This window comes from Xenorhabdus anantnagensis (assembly GCF_028598555.1).
Taxonomy (GTDB): domain Bacteria; phylum Pseudomonadota; class Gammaproteobacteria; order Enterobacterales; family Enterobacteriaceae; genus Xenorhabdus; species Xenorhabdus anantnagensis.
The window spans coordinates 41077-57971 of sequence record NZ_JAQRFN010000013.1; the positions used below are offsets into that span (position 1 = coordinate 41077).

At 44.4% G+C, this 16895-nt stretch carries 14 protein-coding genes, 2 pseudogenes and 1 CRISPR repeat array; of the genes and pseudogenes, 6 read left to right on the top strand and 10 right to left on the bottom strand.

Annotated features, from left to right (window positions below):
- From gntU to PSI14_RS11605, 10 genes and pseudogenes are all read right to left on the bottom strand, one after another.
- Entirely contained in the window at positions 1-1338 is a 1338-nt protein-coding gene (gene gntU, locus PSI14_RS11560; protein ID WP_273576032.1) for a gluconate transporter, read from the bottom strand.
- Between the two features lie 104 nt (positions 1339-1442).
- Positions 1443-1964, bottom strand: a pseudogene (gntK, locus tag PSI14_RS11565) (gluconokinase); the annotation flags it as partial.
- A gap of 252 nt (positions 1965-2216) precedes the next feature.
- Positions 2217-3212 (bottom strand): gluconate operon transcriptional repressor GntR, encoded by a 996-nt coding sequence (gntR, locus tag PSI14_RS11570; protein ID WP_273576033.1) that lies wholly within the window; start codon positions 3210-3212, stop codon positions 2217-2219.
- Between the two features lie 196 nt (positions 3213-3408).
- Positions 3409-3606 (bottom strand): annotated as a pseudogene (locus PSI14_RS11575) (substrate-binding domain-containing protein); the annotation flags it as partial.
- Positions 3578-4885 (bottom strand): 6-phospho-beta-glucosidase, encoded by a 1308-nt coding sequence (locus tag PSI14_RS11580; protein ID WP_273576034.1) that lies wholly within the window; start codon positions 4883-4885, stop codon positions 3578-3580. The pseudogene PSI14_RS11575 and the gene PSI14_RS11580, both read right to left, overlap by 29 nt.
- Positions 4886-4900: 15 nt before the next feature.
- Positions 4901-5257: a PTS lactose/cellobiose transporter subunit IIA gene (locus tag PSI14_RS11585; protein WP_273576089.1), complete on the bottom strand. Its 357-nt coding sequence runs from the start codon at positions 5255-5257 to the stop codon at positions 4901-4903.
- Between the two features lie 24 nt (positions 5258-5281).
- Positions 5282-6583 (bottom strand): PTS sugar transporter subunit IIC, encoded by a 1302-nt coding sequence (locus tag PSI14_RS11590; protein WP_273576035.1) that lies wholly within the window; start codon positions 6581-6583, stop codon positions 5282-5284.
- 24 nt (positions 6584-6607) lie between these two features.
- The gene (locus PSI14_RS11595; RefSeq protein ID WP_273576036.1) at positions 6608-6913 is read right to left on the bottom strand and encodes a PTS sugar transporter subunit IIB; all 306 of its coding nucleotides are present in this window, start codon (positions 6911-6913) and stop codon (positions 6608-6610) included.
- A 547-nt stretch (positions 6914-7460) separates the two neighbouring features.
- Positions 7461-7787 (bottom strand): hypothetical protein, encoded by a 327-nt coding sequence (locus PSI14_RS11600; RefSeq protein ID WP_273576037.1) that lies wholly within the window; start codon positions 7785-7787, stop codon positions 7461-7463.
- Positions 7788-8293: 506 nt separating this feature from the next.
- A CRISPR array of direct repeats spans positions 8294-8749; the repeat unit is 29 nt; unit sequence CGGTTTATCCCCGTACTCACGGGGAACAC.
- A gap of 294 nt (positions 8750-9043) precedes the next feature.
- Positions 9044-9289: an AbrB/MazE/SpoVT family DNA-binding domain-containing protein gene (locus tag PSI14_RS11605; RefSeq protein ID WP_273576038.1), complete on the bottom strand. Its 246-nt coding sequence runs from the start codon at positions 9287-9289 to the stop codon at positions 9044-9046.
- Positions 9290-9753: 464 nt separating this feature from the next.
- Between PSI14_RS11605 and PSI14_RS11610 the strand changes: the two genes are divergently transcribed.
- The 6 genes from PSI14_RS11610 (at position 9754) to cas7e (ending at position 16885) form a co-directional block, all read left to right on the top strand.
- Positions 9754-10005 carry a transposase gene (locus PSI14_RS11610; protein WP_273576039.1) on the top strand — a complete coding sequence of 84 codons (252 nt, stop codon included), beginning with the start codon at positions 9754-9756 and terminating at the stop codon, positions 10003-10005.
- A 226-nt stretch (positions 10006-10231) separates the two neighbouring features.
- Positions 10232-10630 (top strand): bleomycin resistance protein, encoded by a 399-nt coding sequence (locus tag PSI14_RS11615; RefSeq protein WP_273576090.1) that lies wholly within the window; start codon positions 10232-10234, stop codon positions 10628-10630.
- Positions 10631-10682: 52 nt separating this feature from the next.
- A complete protein-coding gene (gene cas3 / locus PSI14_RS11620) occupies positions 10683-13430 on the top strand; it encodes a CRISPR-associated helicase Cas3' (RefSeq protein WP_273576040.1) in 2748 nt (915 codons plus the stop codon).
- Complete coding sequence (gene casA / locus PSI14_RS11625) at positions 13430-15046, top strand: type I-E CRISPR-associated protein Cse1/CasA (RefSeq protein ID WP_273576041.1); 1617 nt, start codon at positions 13430-13432, stop codon at positions 15044-15046. Before cas3 ends, casA begins: the two co-directional genes overlap by 1 nt.
- The gene (casB, locus tag PSI14_RS11630; protein WP_273576042.1) at positions 15039-15719 is read left to right on the top strand and encodes a type I-E CRISPR-associated protein Cse2/CasB; all 681 of its coding nucleotides are present in this window, start codon (positions 15039-15041) and stop codon (positions 15717-15719) included. Before casA ends, casB begins: the two co-directional genes overlap by 8 nt.
- 128 nt (positions 15720-15847) lie before the next feature.
- On the top strand, positions 15848-16885 hold the full coding sequence (cas7e, locus tag PSI14_RS11635) for a type I-E CRISPR-associated protein Cas7/Cse4/CasC (RefSeq protein WP_273576043.1): 1038 nt from the start codon (positions 15848-15850) through the stop codon (positions 16883-16885).
- The last annotated feature ends 10 nt before the right edge of the window (positions 16886-16895 follow it).

Genomic DNA, 16895 nt, shown 5'->3' on the forward strand with positions numbered 1-16895 from the left:
TTACAGCATTGCAAAATAGATCATGCCAACAATCGCGCCGGTTGTACCGAGAATAGTTTCCATCATCGTCCACGTTTTCAGGGTCTGTGCTTCTGTCGCGCCGGTAAATTTACCAAACAGCCAGAAACCGGAATCGTTCACATGGCTAAGCACCAAAGAGCCGCCGGCAATACACACTGACAACGCCGCCATTTGCGCACCGGAATAGCCCAGTTCACCAATCACAGGCAGAACCAGCCCCACCGTGGTCAAACACGCCACAGTGGCTGAACCCTGAATCACACGCACCGCCCCCGACAGAATAAAACACGCCAGTGCGATTGGCAGGCCAGCACCGATCAAGGCATTACCCAACGCAGGGCCAACACCAGAATCCACCAGCACTTGTTTGAATACACCACCAGCACCCGTTACCAGCAGGATAATCCCTGCCGGTTGAATTGCCGCAGAGCAGACATCCATCACTTTTTCTTTGCTCATGCCGCGACGGATAGCCAAACCGTAAATCGCCACCAGACAAGCGATCAAAATCGCCGTGAAAGGATGACCAATAAATTCCAGCCAATGGTATAGCGTAGATTGTGGATCAACAAAACGCGCTCCAATGGTTTTCAAACCAACCAACGCTAATGGGAACAGCACCAATGCCAGGCTGAATCCAAAGGAAGGCATCTGGCTCTTGCCAATGCTTGGTGTACTCAGATCTTTCGGTAAATCCAGCGTCACATATTTGCTGATAAAGTTACCGTATAGCGGGCCAGCCAATAACATGCCGGGAACTGCGGCACTCAGGCCGATCAGGATCATCCAGCCAAAATCTGCTCCCATCTGGGAAGCCAGCATCATCGGAGTTGGCCCCGGAACCAAAAACGCAGCGGCGGCCGCAACACCTGCAAACAATGGGAGCGCCAGTTTAACGACATTGCCGCCGGTGCGACGCGCAACGGCAAATACCACGCCAATCAACAATACGACTGCCACGTCAAAAAACAGTGGCAATGCACAGATAAGCCCAGCCATACCCAATGCATAGTTAGCCCGTTTTTCGCCAAAGCCCCCCAGCAGTTTCACGGCAATCTGGTCTAAGGCCCCTGTTTCATGCAAGATCTTGCCAAACATCGCACCAAGCGCCACAACAACGGCAAGGAAGCCCAAAGTGCCAGCCATGCCGTTTTGCATTGTCTGAGTGATTTTCTCCAGTGGCATCCCAGAAAAAATTCCCGCTCCCATGGAAACCAACATCAAGGCAATAAAAGCATGCATTCTGGCTTTCATCACCAGAAACAATAATAGGAGAACAGAACCAACAGATGTCAGAACCAGAGTTAAAGTACTCATGAATGCCCCTCGCTGATACGATCAACGGTTTCTACATGATCAATAGCTTCTATATGATCAATAGCTTCTAAATGATCAAGAGCTTCTGCATGATTGATGGATTGAATATGTTCAATGGCTTTAATCGCATTTTTGATGACATCATCAAGATCAGATTTTATATCAATATGATGGACATCTTTTTCATCACAGGTCGGCTCTTCCAGTGTCTCAAATTGTGAGATCAGCATTTGCGGCTTGAAGAAGTGTCCTTTGCGTGCTTTCAGACGGCTTTCGATTAAAGAAAAATCCCCTTTCATATAGAGAAATGACAGATTTTTATTGCCATCACGCAGCGTATCCCGATAACTTTTTTTCAAGGCAGAACACACAAGCAGAGAGACAGGATTGGTACGCTGCATGGCAAAAATGGCATCATTGAGTGCCTTCAACCACGGCTGACGATCATCATCATCCAAAGCGTGGCCCTGTGCCATTTTGGTAATATTGGCGCGGGGATGAAGGAAGTCTCCATCCAGAAACGCAGCCCCCAACTCACGGGCAACACCACTGGCAACCGCGGATTTACCGCTGCCGGATACCCCCATCAATACAAAAACAGGGTTTGGTTGTTGGGTATCACTCATAACAAACTCCTTTATGCAGATCTTACTGCTTAGTGATCTCTGTGGCTTACCTGCAAACTTTTGGCTATAAAATATTACCCACAAAAATGTTACCGGTAACTTATTACCGGTAACATTAACAGCAGCGCAGGATGGTGAGCAATCAATCAAGATTGACAAAAAAAGAAAATGTGAGGCTTATCGCAATTGAAGATGGGAAAGCATCATTTTGGGCTACAAAAATTAAACACTTTCATCTACTAAACGCTTTTATTAAATGCTTTCGCCCAATGAAAGGGTAAATCCAACATCGATCAGAGTTTGTTCCAGCTTTTCCCCCTTCAAACGAGCAAGCAAGGATTCTGCGGCCTTGTGTCCCATTAGTTCACGAGGAGTCAACACGCTGGCAAGTTTTGGCGTCATTACCTGACCGATGTCATGACCATGGAATCCGGCTACCGCAATCTCTTCCGGCACTTTGATCCCCTGTCGCTGACACTCAAAAATAGCCCCGATGGCGATATCATCATTCGTACAAAACAGGCCATCAACCTCAGGATATTTCTGACAGGCTTCTTGTAAAAGCTGCGTTCCCAATGAATAGGATGAACTGGCTGGCGTCATCATTTTTTTCGGTTGAAGCCCGGCGCTGCGCATTGCCATTTCAAACCCCTGCAAACGGATCAGCGTCCGCTCGTCCTGCCTTGCTCCGAGATAAATCACGTTCTTGCGGCCACGTTCGATCATCGCCATCGTCATCTGACGTGCTGCTTCAAAATTATCGATCCCAACAGCAATATCAAGGCAAGGCGATACACTGTCCATCAGCTCGACCACAGGAATGCCGACTGTCTGCAACACTTTCAACGTCTTGGGTGTATGCGTGCGCTCCGCCAGAATCAGACCATCAATATTGTAAGAAAGCAGAGAAAGCAAACGCTCTTCTTCTTTCTGGGCAGAATAACCATAGTGGGCGAGCATGGTTTGATATCCATTGCAATCAGTCACTTGCTCGATGCCACGAATAACTTCAGCAAAAACCTGATTCGTCAATGAAGGAAGTAAAACACCTATTGCACGACTGGTGGAATTGGAAAGAATATCTGGCACACGATTGGGGATGTAACCAAGTTGTTCCACAGCTTCCGCGATTCGTTTTCCCAATGCTTCAGAAACCTGATCTGGATTGCGTAAAAAACGGCTGACCGTCATTTTGGTGACCCCAACGAGGTCTGCAACATCTTGTAAAGCTGGGCGTTTTTTCTTCATTTTGAATGTAATGCAATCAATTATTGATAAATACAGATGAATATCATTCGGTTTTAACATATTTATACAGCATAACAACATGCTTTTTAGTGAAAAATGCCAACACACTCTCATCCCATTTATCAACAATTCTTGAAATTGTGATGACTTACACGTGCTTGAGTGAATTTCAATAAATAATTTGAGGTATAAATGTGGGATGAATAAATGCCGCACGTTCACCACTGCCATAACAGATAATGGAAATATCTTCGGGAACATTCAAACCCTGTTCAGTGATTGCCAGCAGTGCACCGAGGGCCATTTCTTCACGACAGAAAAACAGGGCAACAGGCTGTAATCCCACATCTTTTTCTGTGTCTATTTTATTGAAACGCCGGCAGATACATACGATTGATTTCCAGCACTTCGTTCAATAGTGACGAATCCAGAGCGGCATCGGCAATCAAGGGATGTGTCACCAATGCCAGCAGGGCAGCCTTGCGATCACCATGCACTGCGGCCTCAATCGTCAAACGCTCGAAGGCTTTTACTTGCTGCGTCAAAGCAAACATGCTGTCCGGCAAGCGACCAAACGCAAGAGGGTGTGCTCCTTGAGCATCCACAATACAGTTGGTTTCAACCACTGCATCATCCGGCAGTCCATGAATGGCCCCACGATTTACCGTATTGACAACCAGCTTTGTGCCGAGATTGTTGTGGATTGCTGAGATCAATTCCAGCGCGACCTCAGAATAGAAAGATCCACCCCGAAAACGCAATTGCTCAGGTTTATGATCCAACGTTGGATCAGCATACAGTTCAAACAATTCCCGCTCCACTTGCATCACCTGCTCCGCCCGTGTTCCTTTGTTCGTCGCACTCTCTTTTTCTTCCTGCAACATTTTGTTGGTCTGGTAGAAATAACGATGATAAGGACAAGGGATCGCGTCCAATGCCCGCAAAAACTCCGGTGGCCAAGGTTCCTCCCTGATATTGTTCATCGTTAATTCAGCGCCGTTGCACAGCAGTTCCAGCGCTTTTCCCGTTTCATCCTTGCCATTCACCAATACCTGATGCACCCAAACCATATGGTTGAGACCAGCAAAACGCAATTGAACATTCTGATAAGGATACTGCAACATATTGGCGATCATATGGTGCATCGTGATCGGCACATTACACAGTCCGATGATCTTGGCCTTGCTATAACGAGAAACGGCTTCTGTCACAATCCCTGCCGGATTGGTGAAATTGATGATCCACGCATCCGGTGCGAGATGTTCGACTTTACGCGCAATTTCCAACAAAACCGGGATCGTGCGCAACGCCTTGGCAAATCCACCCACCCCGGTTGTTTCTTGCCCAAGCAAACCATATTTCAACCCCAAACGTTCATCAGCAGCACGGGCAGGAAGCTGACCAACACGCAGTTGCGTAAGAACAAAGCTGGCTCCTTTGATCGCCTCATCCAGCGAATAGTGGACACGAACCGCAACATGCTGCAAACCATGATGATCCAGCATACGGCGCGTCAGGCCAGCGATGATCTCCACCTTCTTCCGCCCGGCTTCCACATCCACCAACGCCAATTCAGAAAGAGGGATCGTTTGACTACGTTGAATAATTCCTTCGACTAATTCAGGTGTATAACTGCTGCCACCACCAATCACTGCAATTTTGATCGGTTTCATATACGCCACCCTTTTTTATTCTGTTTGACGATCAGGTGCTGGCAAGCGCAGATAAAGATCAATAATGTTGCCGGCAAGATCTTGAATGACCATCGCGTTCATCAAGTGATCCTGAGCATGAACCGAGATCAAATTAATAGGTAATTTTCCGCTTCCTTCATCCAACCCAATCAGTTTTGTCTGGATAACATGAGCGGCGCGGGTTTCCTGTCGAGACTCCTCCATCAGCACTTCTGCCTGCTGAAAATTTCCCTCTTTCGCCTGTTGCAAGGCCATTAAGGCATTGCTGCGCGCACTGCCGGCATGTACCAGTAACTCAATAATGTACTGTTCAAAATCCTGCTGTTTTAAATCCTGCTGTTTTAAATCAATAGACACGCTTCCATCCCCCTGAAATTATTGCTTCACCGAAACCTGTGCCGGCTGCTCTTCAGCCAAAAGCTGTTTTTCATACACTTTGAAGAAGGGATACCAAATCAGTAAATCAATCACCATCAATAACCCGACCAGCACAAGCGCCCGATAATCCCAGGCAGCAGAAATCAACGCGCCAATCGGGGCTGGTGCAGTCCACGGTGCGATGGCAATCATCTTTTGCACTAAATCCAAATGCAGGGCGCCATAAGCCAGTACCGCATTCACCAGAGGTACAAGCAACAACGGGATCAATAACGTGGGATTCATTACGACCGGAGAACCAAACAGCAACGGTTCATTGATATTGAACATGGCCGGCACAACGCTCAGTTTGCCAATAGTTTTCAAGTGAATTGAGCGGCTGCGCAGATAAAGGAACGCCAATACCAATGTCGAACCTGAGCCGCCGATACAAACGTAAAAAGACCAATAAGGTGCGGTCAGAATTTGCGTGGTCGCCATTCCCTGAGTCATCAACGCGGCATTGGCAGCAATATTGGTCATAAAGATCGGATTAAGCAGCCCGGTGACGATATTGTCGCCGTGAATACCGGCAAACCACAGCAAATTAGCGATCAACACCAGCAACATAACGGCAGGCAATGTATCTCCGACAGCAATCAGCGGCTGAAATACCTGCATTACGGCAGCGGGGAGCAATAGGTTGAACTCACTTTGCAGCAACAAACTCATGGGGTAAACCGTCAGCAAAATACCAATAACGGGATACAGCAATTCAAAAGATCGGGCAATGGCAGGCGGAACCTGAGAAGGCATACGGATGGCGATATTGTGTTTTTTAAGTAATCGAATCAACTCTACCGACCAAATTGCGCAGATCAACGCAGTAAATACCCCGGCGCCTCCCAGAAAATCGAGCGGCATTTTATTTTCAACCTGTGGCGCTGCCGCCAGCAAAAACGCCATCAAAGACAGCAACGCAGAAGTCAATCCATCCAATCCATAAGACTTTGCCAGACTATAGGCCGTCCCGATGGAGACAAAGACACTCATCAATCCCATCGTCATAAAAAAAGGCATCGTAATAGTTTTCCAATGGGTTTTGGCAAACGTTAGCCAAGCCTGACCAAAGGAAGATGAAGTTTGAGCATCAAAAGGCGGGTTAGCCACAATCAGCATAATACTGCCGATAATCAGAAAGGGCATGGCGGAGATAAAACCATCACGTATCGCGATAATATGCCGATGGCCACCAATCTTGCCTGCAATAGGAGCGATATGGCTTTCTACAATACGTGTCATGGAAGCATAAATACTCATAGATCCACTCCGTTTGGTAGAAGTTTATTCCAGCAGGTTCAAGGCATGATCCAACACTTTATCACCGCGAAGTGCGCCATAATCCAACATATCAATCAAGCTGATGGGCTTACCCAACGGTTCTGCCAGCGCGGTAAAACGGGCAAGTTCATACCGAATTTGCGGCCCAAGTAAAATCACATCGGCTTCATGAATACACGCTTCCAACTCCATCGCTGGCACGGCCTTGATAGCTAACTCCAGCTCCCGTTTTTCAGCTTCCGACTGCATACGTTGCACCAACATGCTGGTGGACATCCCTGCTGCACAACACAATAGAATAGTTTTCATGGTTTTGTTCTCTTTGTTGTTATCTCGTTATTATTTCTCTTAAATCAATTATGAGAGCGCTCTCATTTGAGTTAAGGCTAACAGGTTATTTTGCGATTGCTACGATGGGCGTCTCATAATTTTTATAAGCCATGATGGAGTCAATAGATGAAATGTTCGGTAATACAAATAATAAATAAAGAAAAATAAAAGGAAGAATTTGACTGATTTATAAGCGAAAAAAATGGTAGAATTTTCCCGCTCTAAAAAATGGTTATAAAACAGTTGGATAAAATTAGTGTTCCCCGTGAGTACGGGGATAAACCGATGGAGCTATGTCTCTGGAGGATAAACAATGAGTGTTCCCCGTGAGTACGGGGATAAACCGATATTACTCCCCTCTACCGCCACCCAAACAAAGTGTTCCCCGTGAGTACGGGGATAAACCGGCCATGTTCAAGAGCGGCATGATCGATAAATAGTGTTCCCCGTGAGTACGGGGATAATCCATAAAAAGCTGGCCGCCACACTAATTGTTGCGAAACCAGCTTGCTTAAGATTAAAACTATCAGGATTCAGATTCAGATGAGATTGCTGATGCAGACGCAGACACTGATGCTGAGTACAAGTGAGCAGCCCATTCACTATACTGACAAACAAATATAGCAGCAGCTTTTGATGATAATGGATCTGCTAATCTCTTAACTTTATCTCTTATCTGTGCCGCAGTATTTAATGAAGTTCCTACATAAGTTCCTGTAGGTAGAGCCATTATTTGACCATCGGAAAATCTGATGTTTCTATTAAAATCAATTAGCCTCATTGATTCATGAAGTAACTCATATTCTCTTAAGCCTGCCCCAAAAATTTCAACACGAACCATGTAAATAGCCATCTTTTAGCCCTCTCAATATTATTTAAGAAAAAACCAAACTATCTACTTTCTTGATCACAATAAGTTATAGCCACATCCCATATTTCTGAGGGTATTGTGGTTCGTTGGTGAATGTAACAGTCATTAATGCCGCCACGCCATATCAATAAATCACAGTTATTTGAGGAACCACTTTCCCTATTATTCGCGGTTGAATTCCTCGTAAGTTCGGAAATAACCGGATTAGGTATCAACTAGGAATACATTGAGTGTTTTGTAGCCACGAAGTTTATCAGTTTTGATTATTTGGAAAGGAAATTTTCCAGAAATACCATCCTGTTAATAACTGTTTAAACATATCAAAAGTTTTGAAAAATCTGACACAGGAAATTCTAAGGAATAGAAAACGTCCCATAATTGTTTGCAGACGTTTTTGTGGAAGCAACTGACTATTTCTGACAATCAACTTCGCTATTTAAATACATGGAAATTATTAGTAACGATTTTAAATCTGCTTAGTCAAATGCAGGTTTATCCCCGTACTCACGGGGAACACAGAAACAGGCAAGGATGAAAAATGGTTATCTGCGGTTTATCCCCGTACTCACGGGGAACACTATTACGCCATCTTCATTCATTTTTTAAATTCCGGTTTATCCCCGTACTCACGGGGAACACGACATAGTCAGCAAGTTCGTCCAGTGTATAGACGGTTTATCCCCGTACTCACGGGGAACACAAGATGTGGGATCTCTAGTATCAACACAAGAGCGGTTTATCCCCGTACTCACGGGGAACACTTTTCAATGTAATTCTGCTCATTATTATTTTCCGGTTTATCCCCGTACTCACGGGGAACACCTGCATAATTTTGAATAGTATTCATGATATAACGGTTTATCCCCGTACTCACGGGGAACATGTTATAGTAATAATACCTAATTCTTTATTTTCTGGTTTATCCCCGTACTCACGGGGAACACTAATTTTATCCGTCTGTCTTATAAGCACTTTTTAGAGAGAAAAAATTCTACCATTTTTTCAGCTTATAAAGCAGTCAAATTCGTTCTTCTATTTTTTCTTACTACCTTCTATAAATTAGATTGAAGTTCATCCATTTTTAACACTACAGAGTTCCCCATAAGTACAATACTAAACTTTATGAAATGATGACTTTCGTTAACTCAGTGACTCTATCGATAATATCTTAAAATGTTTTCTCGATAAATTTGACCTGATGGATATTAAACATCTTGCGAGAGATCACAAACGCAGGACTACGTTTTATGGTTATCATCGATCCACTCTCTATCCTCGTCTGTTACCGTAAAGCATTCTTTAGGACTTCCGGCTAACAGTGATTCCAGCGTCAGCTCTTCTTCAATGGGAGTAAGCACAATTTTGTTATCTTCAATCGATAGGTCTAACTTCAAACCTGTATGCAAGTTAAGCGTTTTCATAATGACTTTTGGAATGCTGATAATGTTAGCTCTGCCAGTTTGACTAATAACAACAGCAGTCATTTCTATCTTTCTTTCTGTTTAAATAAAAATAAAACCTTTCTCTGATTTCTACTACACTATGGGACTAGGCCATAAACACCATAAAGACGTATTTATGGTGATTTGCTAAAATTCGATCTCACTGATTCTGGCAAACATGGCAAGGTGTTCCCCGTAAATACGGGGATAAACCGTTATTATTTTCACTTGTATGGATTATCTATTTATGCTCCCCGTAGTTACGGGGATAAATACCATTTGAATAACAAATTTATACACTATAGCAATTTGGATGATACTACTCTTACTTTTACAAGTTATTTTTCTTTTTTATTATTCATTGAAGTTATTTTTTTCTTTCTTGTTGCTTATAAAAGTTATTCTTTTCTTTTGTCTGTAAATTGATGTCATAAGTTGACATCCAGTGAACACCGTCTACCATTATTACAATAATCGAACAGAAAATTTTTTATGAGAGGTCAGTTATGCCACGCTATCCAGCCGAATTTAAACGTGCTATCCAAGAAAAAATCATATCACCTCGTAGCGTTAGTATTTCTCTCCTAGCTAAAACGCTGGGAATTTCTAAAAATACTTTATATAGATGGCTCAGAGAGGCTATGGAAATGACAAATAAATGCCCAGGAGAAAAAATTAAACTTCTAGAACAAACAATGTCACCAAAATCCACTCAGAAATTATTACAAGTCACTATAACGACAGTAATTAAAATTTAAATCGTAACGCTATAGGACTTTCGTGCTTCTTCACATAACTTTAAATGTGATCAATATTCCATATAAGGAAAATACTAATGAGAGCACAATATAAAATAGGGTAATTTATCCAAATCTGTTGTTAACGTGAAATATTTAACTGCCATTTTAATTAGAGAGCTATTTTTTCAATCAGGAAAACACTTTGATCACCAACACTACAACAGAAACAACTTACTGGAATCGCATGGTGCCGGAGCTCACTGTGACTGATTTCCCTGCTTCACTCGATTTCTATCAGCGAATATTGGGTTTCAAAATATTAATTCAGCGAAAATATCCTGATTTTGTTTACTTGGGCTTAGGTGAAGCACAATTAATGCTGGAGGCATTTCATAACAGTGGCTGGAATACCGGAGAACTCAGTAAGCCTTTAGGCCGTGGAATTAATTTTCAAATTGAAGTGGATGATGTCACCCCAATTCTGGAAAATCTGAAAATTAACAAAATCGAGCTTTATCGCCCACTGAAAGATAATTATTACAAAATAGGTGATACCCAAGCCTGCCAGAGAGAATTCCTTGTTCAAGACCCAGATGGTTATTTACTCAGGTTCAGTCAATATATCGAACACAAACAAGATTAATGGTATTTCTTTAATGAGGCTCGACTGAAATCTTATTTCACCGTGAAAAAACATGCCTGAGTTAATAAATAATTTTGCTTACCTCACTCAATATTGGGGAAAAGCCAAAAAGAATCCATATTCTGGTGAAAATTATCACCTGCTGGCCTATCACTGTCTGGATGTTGCCGCTGTAGGCCAATTATTATTGGCTCCACACAAAAAAATCACTCAAGATCTCGCGGACTTTTTAGATCTATCACCAGAATCATTACAAAACCTGTTTTCATTCTTTTTGGTTCTGCATGATATCGGCAAATTTGCCTCCGCATTTCAGCAATTATATTCACCAGAAGATACCATTCTGATTAAACCTAATCAGCTTAAACCCTACGATTCCAGAAATTTCAGGCATGATCAGCTAGGATTATTTTTCTGGAAGAAAATTCAGGGCGATGTACTGTTTGCATTAGTGGGAAACGATAATCTGCAATTCAGGGAAAAAGACCGTGCTCAGGATACTTTGATGGTATTAATGCAATGTATGCTCGGTCATCACGGTAAACCCATTGATGATGGTAGCTGGAAAGCGATTGTTGATTTTACCGAACCCCAAAATATTGATGATGCAACAGCATTTACCCATGAGCTACTTAAACTTTTTCAACCTCATCTGCCACTGGAAAAATTACTGTCAAAAGAGTGGCACCACCGCCTGAAACAAGTGAGCTGGCAGCTTGCTGGTATTGTGGTGCTGGCAGATTGGATAGGCTCTGACAGTTATCACTTCCGTTATCAGACCAAAGCTTTTGCACTGGCAGAATATTGGCAGCTTACCCAAAAACAAGCTCAAATTGCCCTGAATGACATTGATATCCACAACACGCCGATAATATCGCCATACACCTCTATCCAAGAGTATTACCATTTCGCTCCCACCCCATTGCAGAAATGGGCTGAGGAAGTCCCGATTGATGATTCCCCACAACTTTTTATTCTGGAAGATGTCACTGGTGCGGGCAAAACAGAAGCCGCCCTTGCCCTGACTCATCGCTTAATGCAGGCCGGCGCTGCGGACGGCTTCTATTTTGGCCTGCCGACAATGGCAACATCCAACGCCATGTTTGGCCGGATCGCCAAACACTACCTTCAAATGTTCGATACAAAAAACGGCAAACCACCCAGTCTCGTTCTCGCTCATGGCGCACGTGAGATGAATGATAATTTCCAAGACATCATCCTGACCTCAGAACACAACGACAGTGATTACACCAGAGACGATACCACCGCAACAGCGCAGTGCCATCAATGGCTGGCTGACTCTAACAAAAAGGCTTTATTGGCATCAGTTGGCGTAGGCACTATCGATCAGGCATTGCTTGCGGTTTTGCCGAGAAAATACCAGTCACTCCGGTTGATCGGGTTAAATCGCAAGGTATTGATCTTTGATGAGGTACACGCCGCAGATGACTACATGTTTGCGTTGCTGGAAAGTCTGCTGAGCCTGCACCTGCATCAAGGGGGTTCCGTGGTATTACTGACCGCCACACTCTCTTTAAAACAGCGCCAACGGCTAGTGGATATCTGGTTATCCGCCAGAGGAATACCTCCACAGAAATTGCAGGAAACGGCCTTTCCATTGGCAACTCAGGTCACATTAAATCCAGAAAACCCGCTGATTGAAACGCCCTTGCGCAGTCGCGCGGATGTCAGCCGTTCCGTCACAGTGAAAACAGTGAACCATCTGGATGAATGTGTGCAAATCGCCCTGAACGCGGCTCAAAATGGGCAATGTGTGGTTTGGGTTCGCAACTCTGTGGATGATGCACTGCAAGCCTTCCGGCTTATTCAGTCACAAATGGAGCAGCCGGAAAAATGCCTGCTATTCCACAGCCGCTTTATTTTGCATGACCGCAAAACGATCGAAAACCGTGTACTGGATATATTTGGCAAAAAAAGTACACAAGAGAAACGACAAGGAACGATCCTGATTACAACGCAAGTTTTTCAGGAAAGCCTTGATGCAGATACCGATGTGATGATCTCCGATATTTGCCCAATCGATGATTTGATCCAGCGGGTTGGTCGTCTACACCGCCATACCCGCGATGCAAATGGAAAATATCAGAAAAGCATTGCCGACAATCGCACTGCTCCTGAGTTATATCTCCATGCGCCAGAATGGGACGATCAACCTAAAACTGATTGGCTGAGCAAAGATTTCCGCAATACCCAATATGTTTACTGTTCAGGTGGGCGTTTATGGCTTGGCCTGCGCGAACTGCGACGCTTGGGAGCCATTCGTATGCCAGCCGAGGCCCGAACTTTGATTGAAGCGGTTTACGGTGAAGATGCGGATGAACAAATCCCCGATACACTCAGAGCCAAAGATAATGAAGCGATAGCTGAAGGGCGTAGCAAAGACGCCATCGCACGATCGCAGGCCCTGCAATGGCAGCGCTATGAATATAGTAAACGCAGTGCTGGCGGCTGGTATGACGATGACAGAGATATCAATACCCGACTTAGCGACATTGAAACGGTAAGCGTACTGCTGGTCAAACTGACCGAAAACGGTGAGCTGATACCGTGGATAAATGATGAAAAATTCCCCGTTCAACTCAGTACCGTCAAAATCTCAAAAAACAAATTTGCCGATAAGTTGCAACCTGTACCGGAATCTCTTTCTCAGGCAGTGGAACGGTTACAGGAAAAATTCAAAGCCGTCAAATACCTGCAAATCTGGCTGCCTGAGCTTGACCCCAATTTTACTTACGATCCCAACATGGGTTTTTATGAACCCCCTAAGCAGGAGGCGTGATGAATCTCGTTAAAGACGCATGGCTGACTTTTAGAATGAAAAATGGCAGTGAGGAAAAACTGCCGCTGGCGGCAATCTGCGATCCCGCCGTGATGGATTTTTCCCTGCCACGGGCAGATTTTCAGGGGGCGGCTTACCAACTGGCAATTGGCTTGCTGCAAACAGTTTTTGCTCCCGAAGATAAATACGAGTGGCATGAATTTTATGAACAAGCTCCCACACAAGCAGATTTGCAGACCGCCTTTAATCGTGTGGAACATGCTTTTAATCTGACAGGAGATGGCCCACTGTTTATGCAGGATTTTGATTCACTGGATGGAGCAAAATCAACGGAGATCTCAGGATTACTGATCGAAGCACCGGGAGCAAATACACTTAAACTAAATACTGACCACTTCATCAAACGCGGTCAATGTGAAGTGATTTCTCCTGAAATGGCCGCCATTGCCTTATTCACATTACAGATTAATGCCCCTGCCGGTGGTGTCGGGCATCGTGTCGGGTTACGGGGCGGCGGCCCACTGACAACATTAATTCAGCCACAAGAATTGGGCGCTTCGCTATGGCAAAAACTTTGGCTTAATGTCATTAATCGAGAACGTTGGTCTTACTCAGACCCTGATCTCAGTAGTTCAGATATTTTTCCGTGGCTGGGTAAAACCCATACCAGCCAAAAAGCAGGTACAGAAATCTACGCCCATAATGTCCATGAATTGCATATGTATTGGGCAATGCCACGGCGAATTCGTCTGGAAATGGACAATAAGCCAACCATTTGCCAATTAACGGGGCAGGCAACCAGTCAGTCGGTTTCTGGTTATCGCACTCAAAACTATGGCAACAATTACTCTGGCACGTGGAAACATCCCTTAACGCCTTATCGATGGAATCCAAAAAAACCAAATGAAGAACACCTTTCGGTCAAAGGACAGCCCGGTGGTATTACCTACAAGATCTGGGATAGCCTGACTTTTTCCGATAACGAATATGGTCAAGATGCCGCCCAAGTTGTCGAACATTTTAACCTGCTCAGTGATTATTTTGCGGATGAGCAGAGCGCCACTCCACGGTTATGGGTTTTTGGCTACGATATGGACAATATGAAAGCCCGTGGTTGGTATTCCACCACCTTGCCTCTGTTCTCCATGCCGATTGACAAAAAAGATGCCATTTTCCGGCGGGTCAAAACATTACAAAACCTTTCTGCCTACGCATTAACTCAGTGCCGTACCCAAATCAAAAGCGCATGGTTCAATCGTCCGAATGATGTCAAAGGCGACATGTCGTTTATTGACGCTGCTTTCTATCAACGTACCCAAGCCGCTTTCTTTAAGGCAGTACAGCAAATTGTCAGCAGTCAACCCAAGGCTTCTTCTTTATCCACGAAGGAAGCCGAAACTTGGCTCCATCAACTCAAAAACACCTGCTTTGATCTCTTTGATGAGTTCGTGCTGTCGGAAGAGACCGATCCCAAACATCTGCCTAAAAAAATTGAGGCACGGCAAATTCTGACCAAATGGCTGATGGTTTCCAAAGATATCAAATCATTTATGACAGAACACAAGATAGCAACCAAATCATCTAAGAAACAGAAAAAGGAGGTTATTAATGAATAACCTGAGCGAAAGTCGCTTAATGCGCTGGTGGGAGAGCATGTTTTTATCCCCTTCGGCGTTGAAAGAAAAAAAAATCACCCCTGCACCAACGCTCTATAAAGCCGAATTAAAGCGTTGTCAGGATATTGACTCGGTGACGTTGGCCGAAGGTTTTCGGGCACTATGGTTCAATTTACCCAAAGACGTTACCGGCATTACCGGAGAAAGCATTACTGAAGAAAGCATTACTGAAGAAAGCATTACTGAAAAAAGCATTACTGAAAAAAGCATTACTGAAAAAAGCACTACTGAAAAAAGCACGGCTGAAACAGAGATTACCGAAGAGACCAGACAGAAAAACATAATTCTGTGGGCGATGATTGCCGTAACTCTGGTGTATGTAAAAACCAACACTACCACCAATCTGGCAACCGCTGCGGGCACTAAAACCGAAAATGACAAACCTATTGTCAGTACACACCGCTTTACGCAGTTGCAAGCCGCCAGAACGCCTGAAGAATTCATCATTCGTTTGCGACGTATTTTGCAACAACTAAAAGGTCAGGTTTCCGTTCTATCCCTCGCCAGAGATATTGAACAGTGGATGAAGGAACACCACCAACCCAGACCGCGTCGGGCCAATAAACGCCTCAGCGTGCAATGGGCGATGGATTACTACAAAGCCGCTAGATAATCATAATTTGCATAGCGTCTTATCTTGAATCGCTTTTTAACTCGAATGACTTTTTATTAACTCGAATAGCTTGTTATTAACTCGAATAGTTTTTTGTCCACAAGTTTTTTGTCCACAAGGAATTCCAAATGAGCCAATTTATTCAGCTACATCTGTTAACGTCTTACCCGCCTGCCAACCTGAACCGTGATGATCTGGGACGTCCTAAGACCGCCAAAATGGGCGGGTTTGAGAGATTAAGGATCAGTTCCCAGAGTTTGAAACGCCACTGGCGAATCTCTGATCTGTTTCAGGAAGCTCTTGCTGACCATCTTGGTTTTCGTACCAAACGTTTTGGCTTTCAGGTTTACCAACGCTTGCTAAATGGGGGAGTAAAAGAGAAGCAAGCGACTGAATGGGCTGTCGCTATTGCAGAAGTCTTTGGCAAAAATAAAAAAGATGAACCGCTGGAAATTGAACAACTGGCACATATCAGCCCAACAGAAAAAGAGGCAACCTTTGCACTGGCTGACAAACTTATTGCGGAAAATCGCGCACCCAAAAAAGAAGAGTTACAGCTACTGAGCACAGCAAAAACGGCCGTGGATATTGCACTGTTCGGTCGTATGCTGGCTTCCAGCCCAGCTTACAGTATTGAAGCAGCCTGTCAGGTTGCCCATGCCATCAGCGTCCACAGTGTTACCGTGGAAGATGATTACTTTACCGCAGTGGACGACCTCAATAACGGTAAAAGTGATTCAGGTTCAGCCCATATTGGCGAAACCGGCTTTGCGGCTGCCCTGTTTTACAGCTATATCTGCATCAATAAATCTTTATTGATAGAAACGCTGGCAGGCAATGAAGCACTGGCAAATAAAGCCATTGCCGCCCTGACAGAAGCCGCCGTTAAAATCTCCCCATCCGGCAAACAAAATAGCTTCGGTTCCCGCGCTTATGCCAGTTATGTGATGGCAGAAAAAGGCGAATATCAGCCCCGTTCACTGTCTGTCGCGTTTTTAAAGCCCGTTGACGGAGAAGATCAGGCAACCGACGCCATCACAGCATTGGAAAAACAGGTGAAAAACTTCGATAACGTTTATGGCACTTGCGCTGATACACGCTATAGCATCAATGCCGTCACTGGCGAAGGTAGTTTTGTCGAGTTGGTTCAGTTCGTGACTGAGTAAAAAGGAGCCG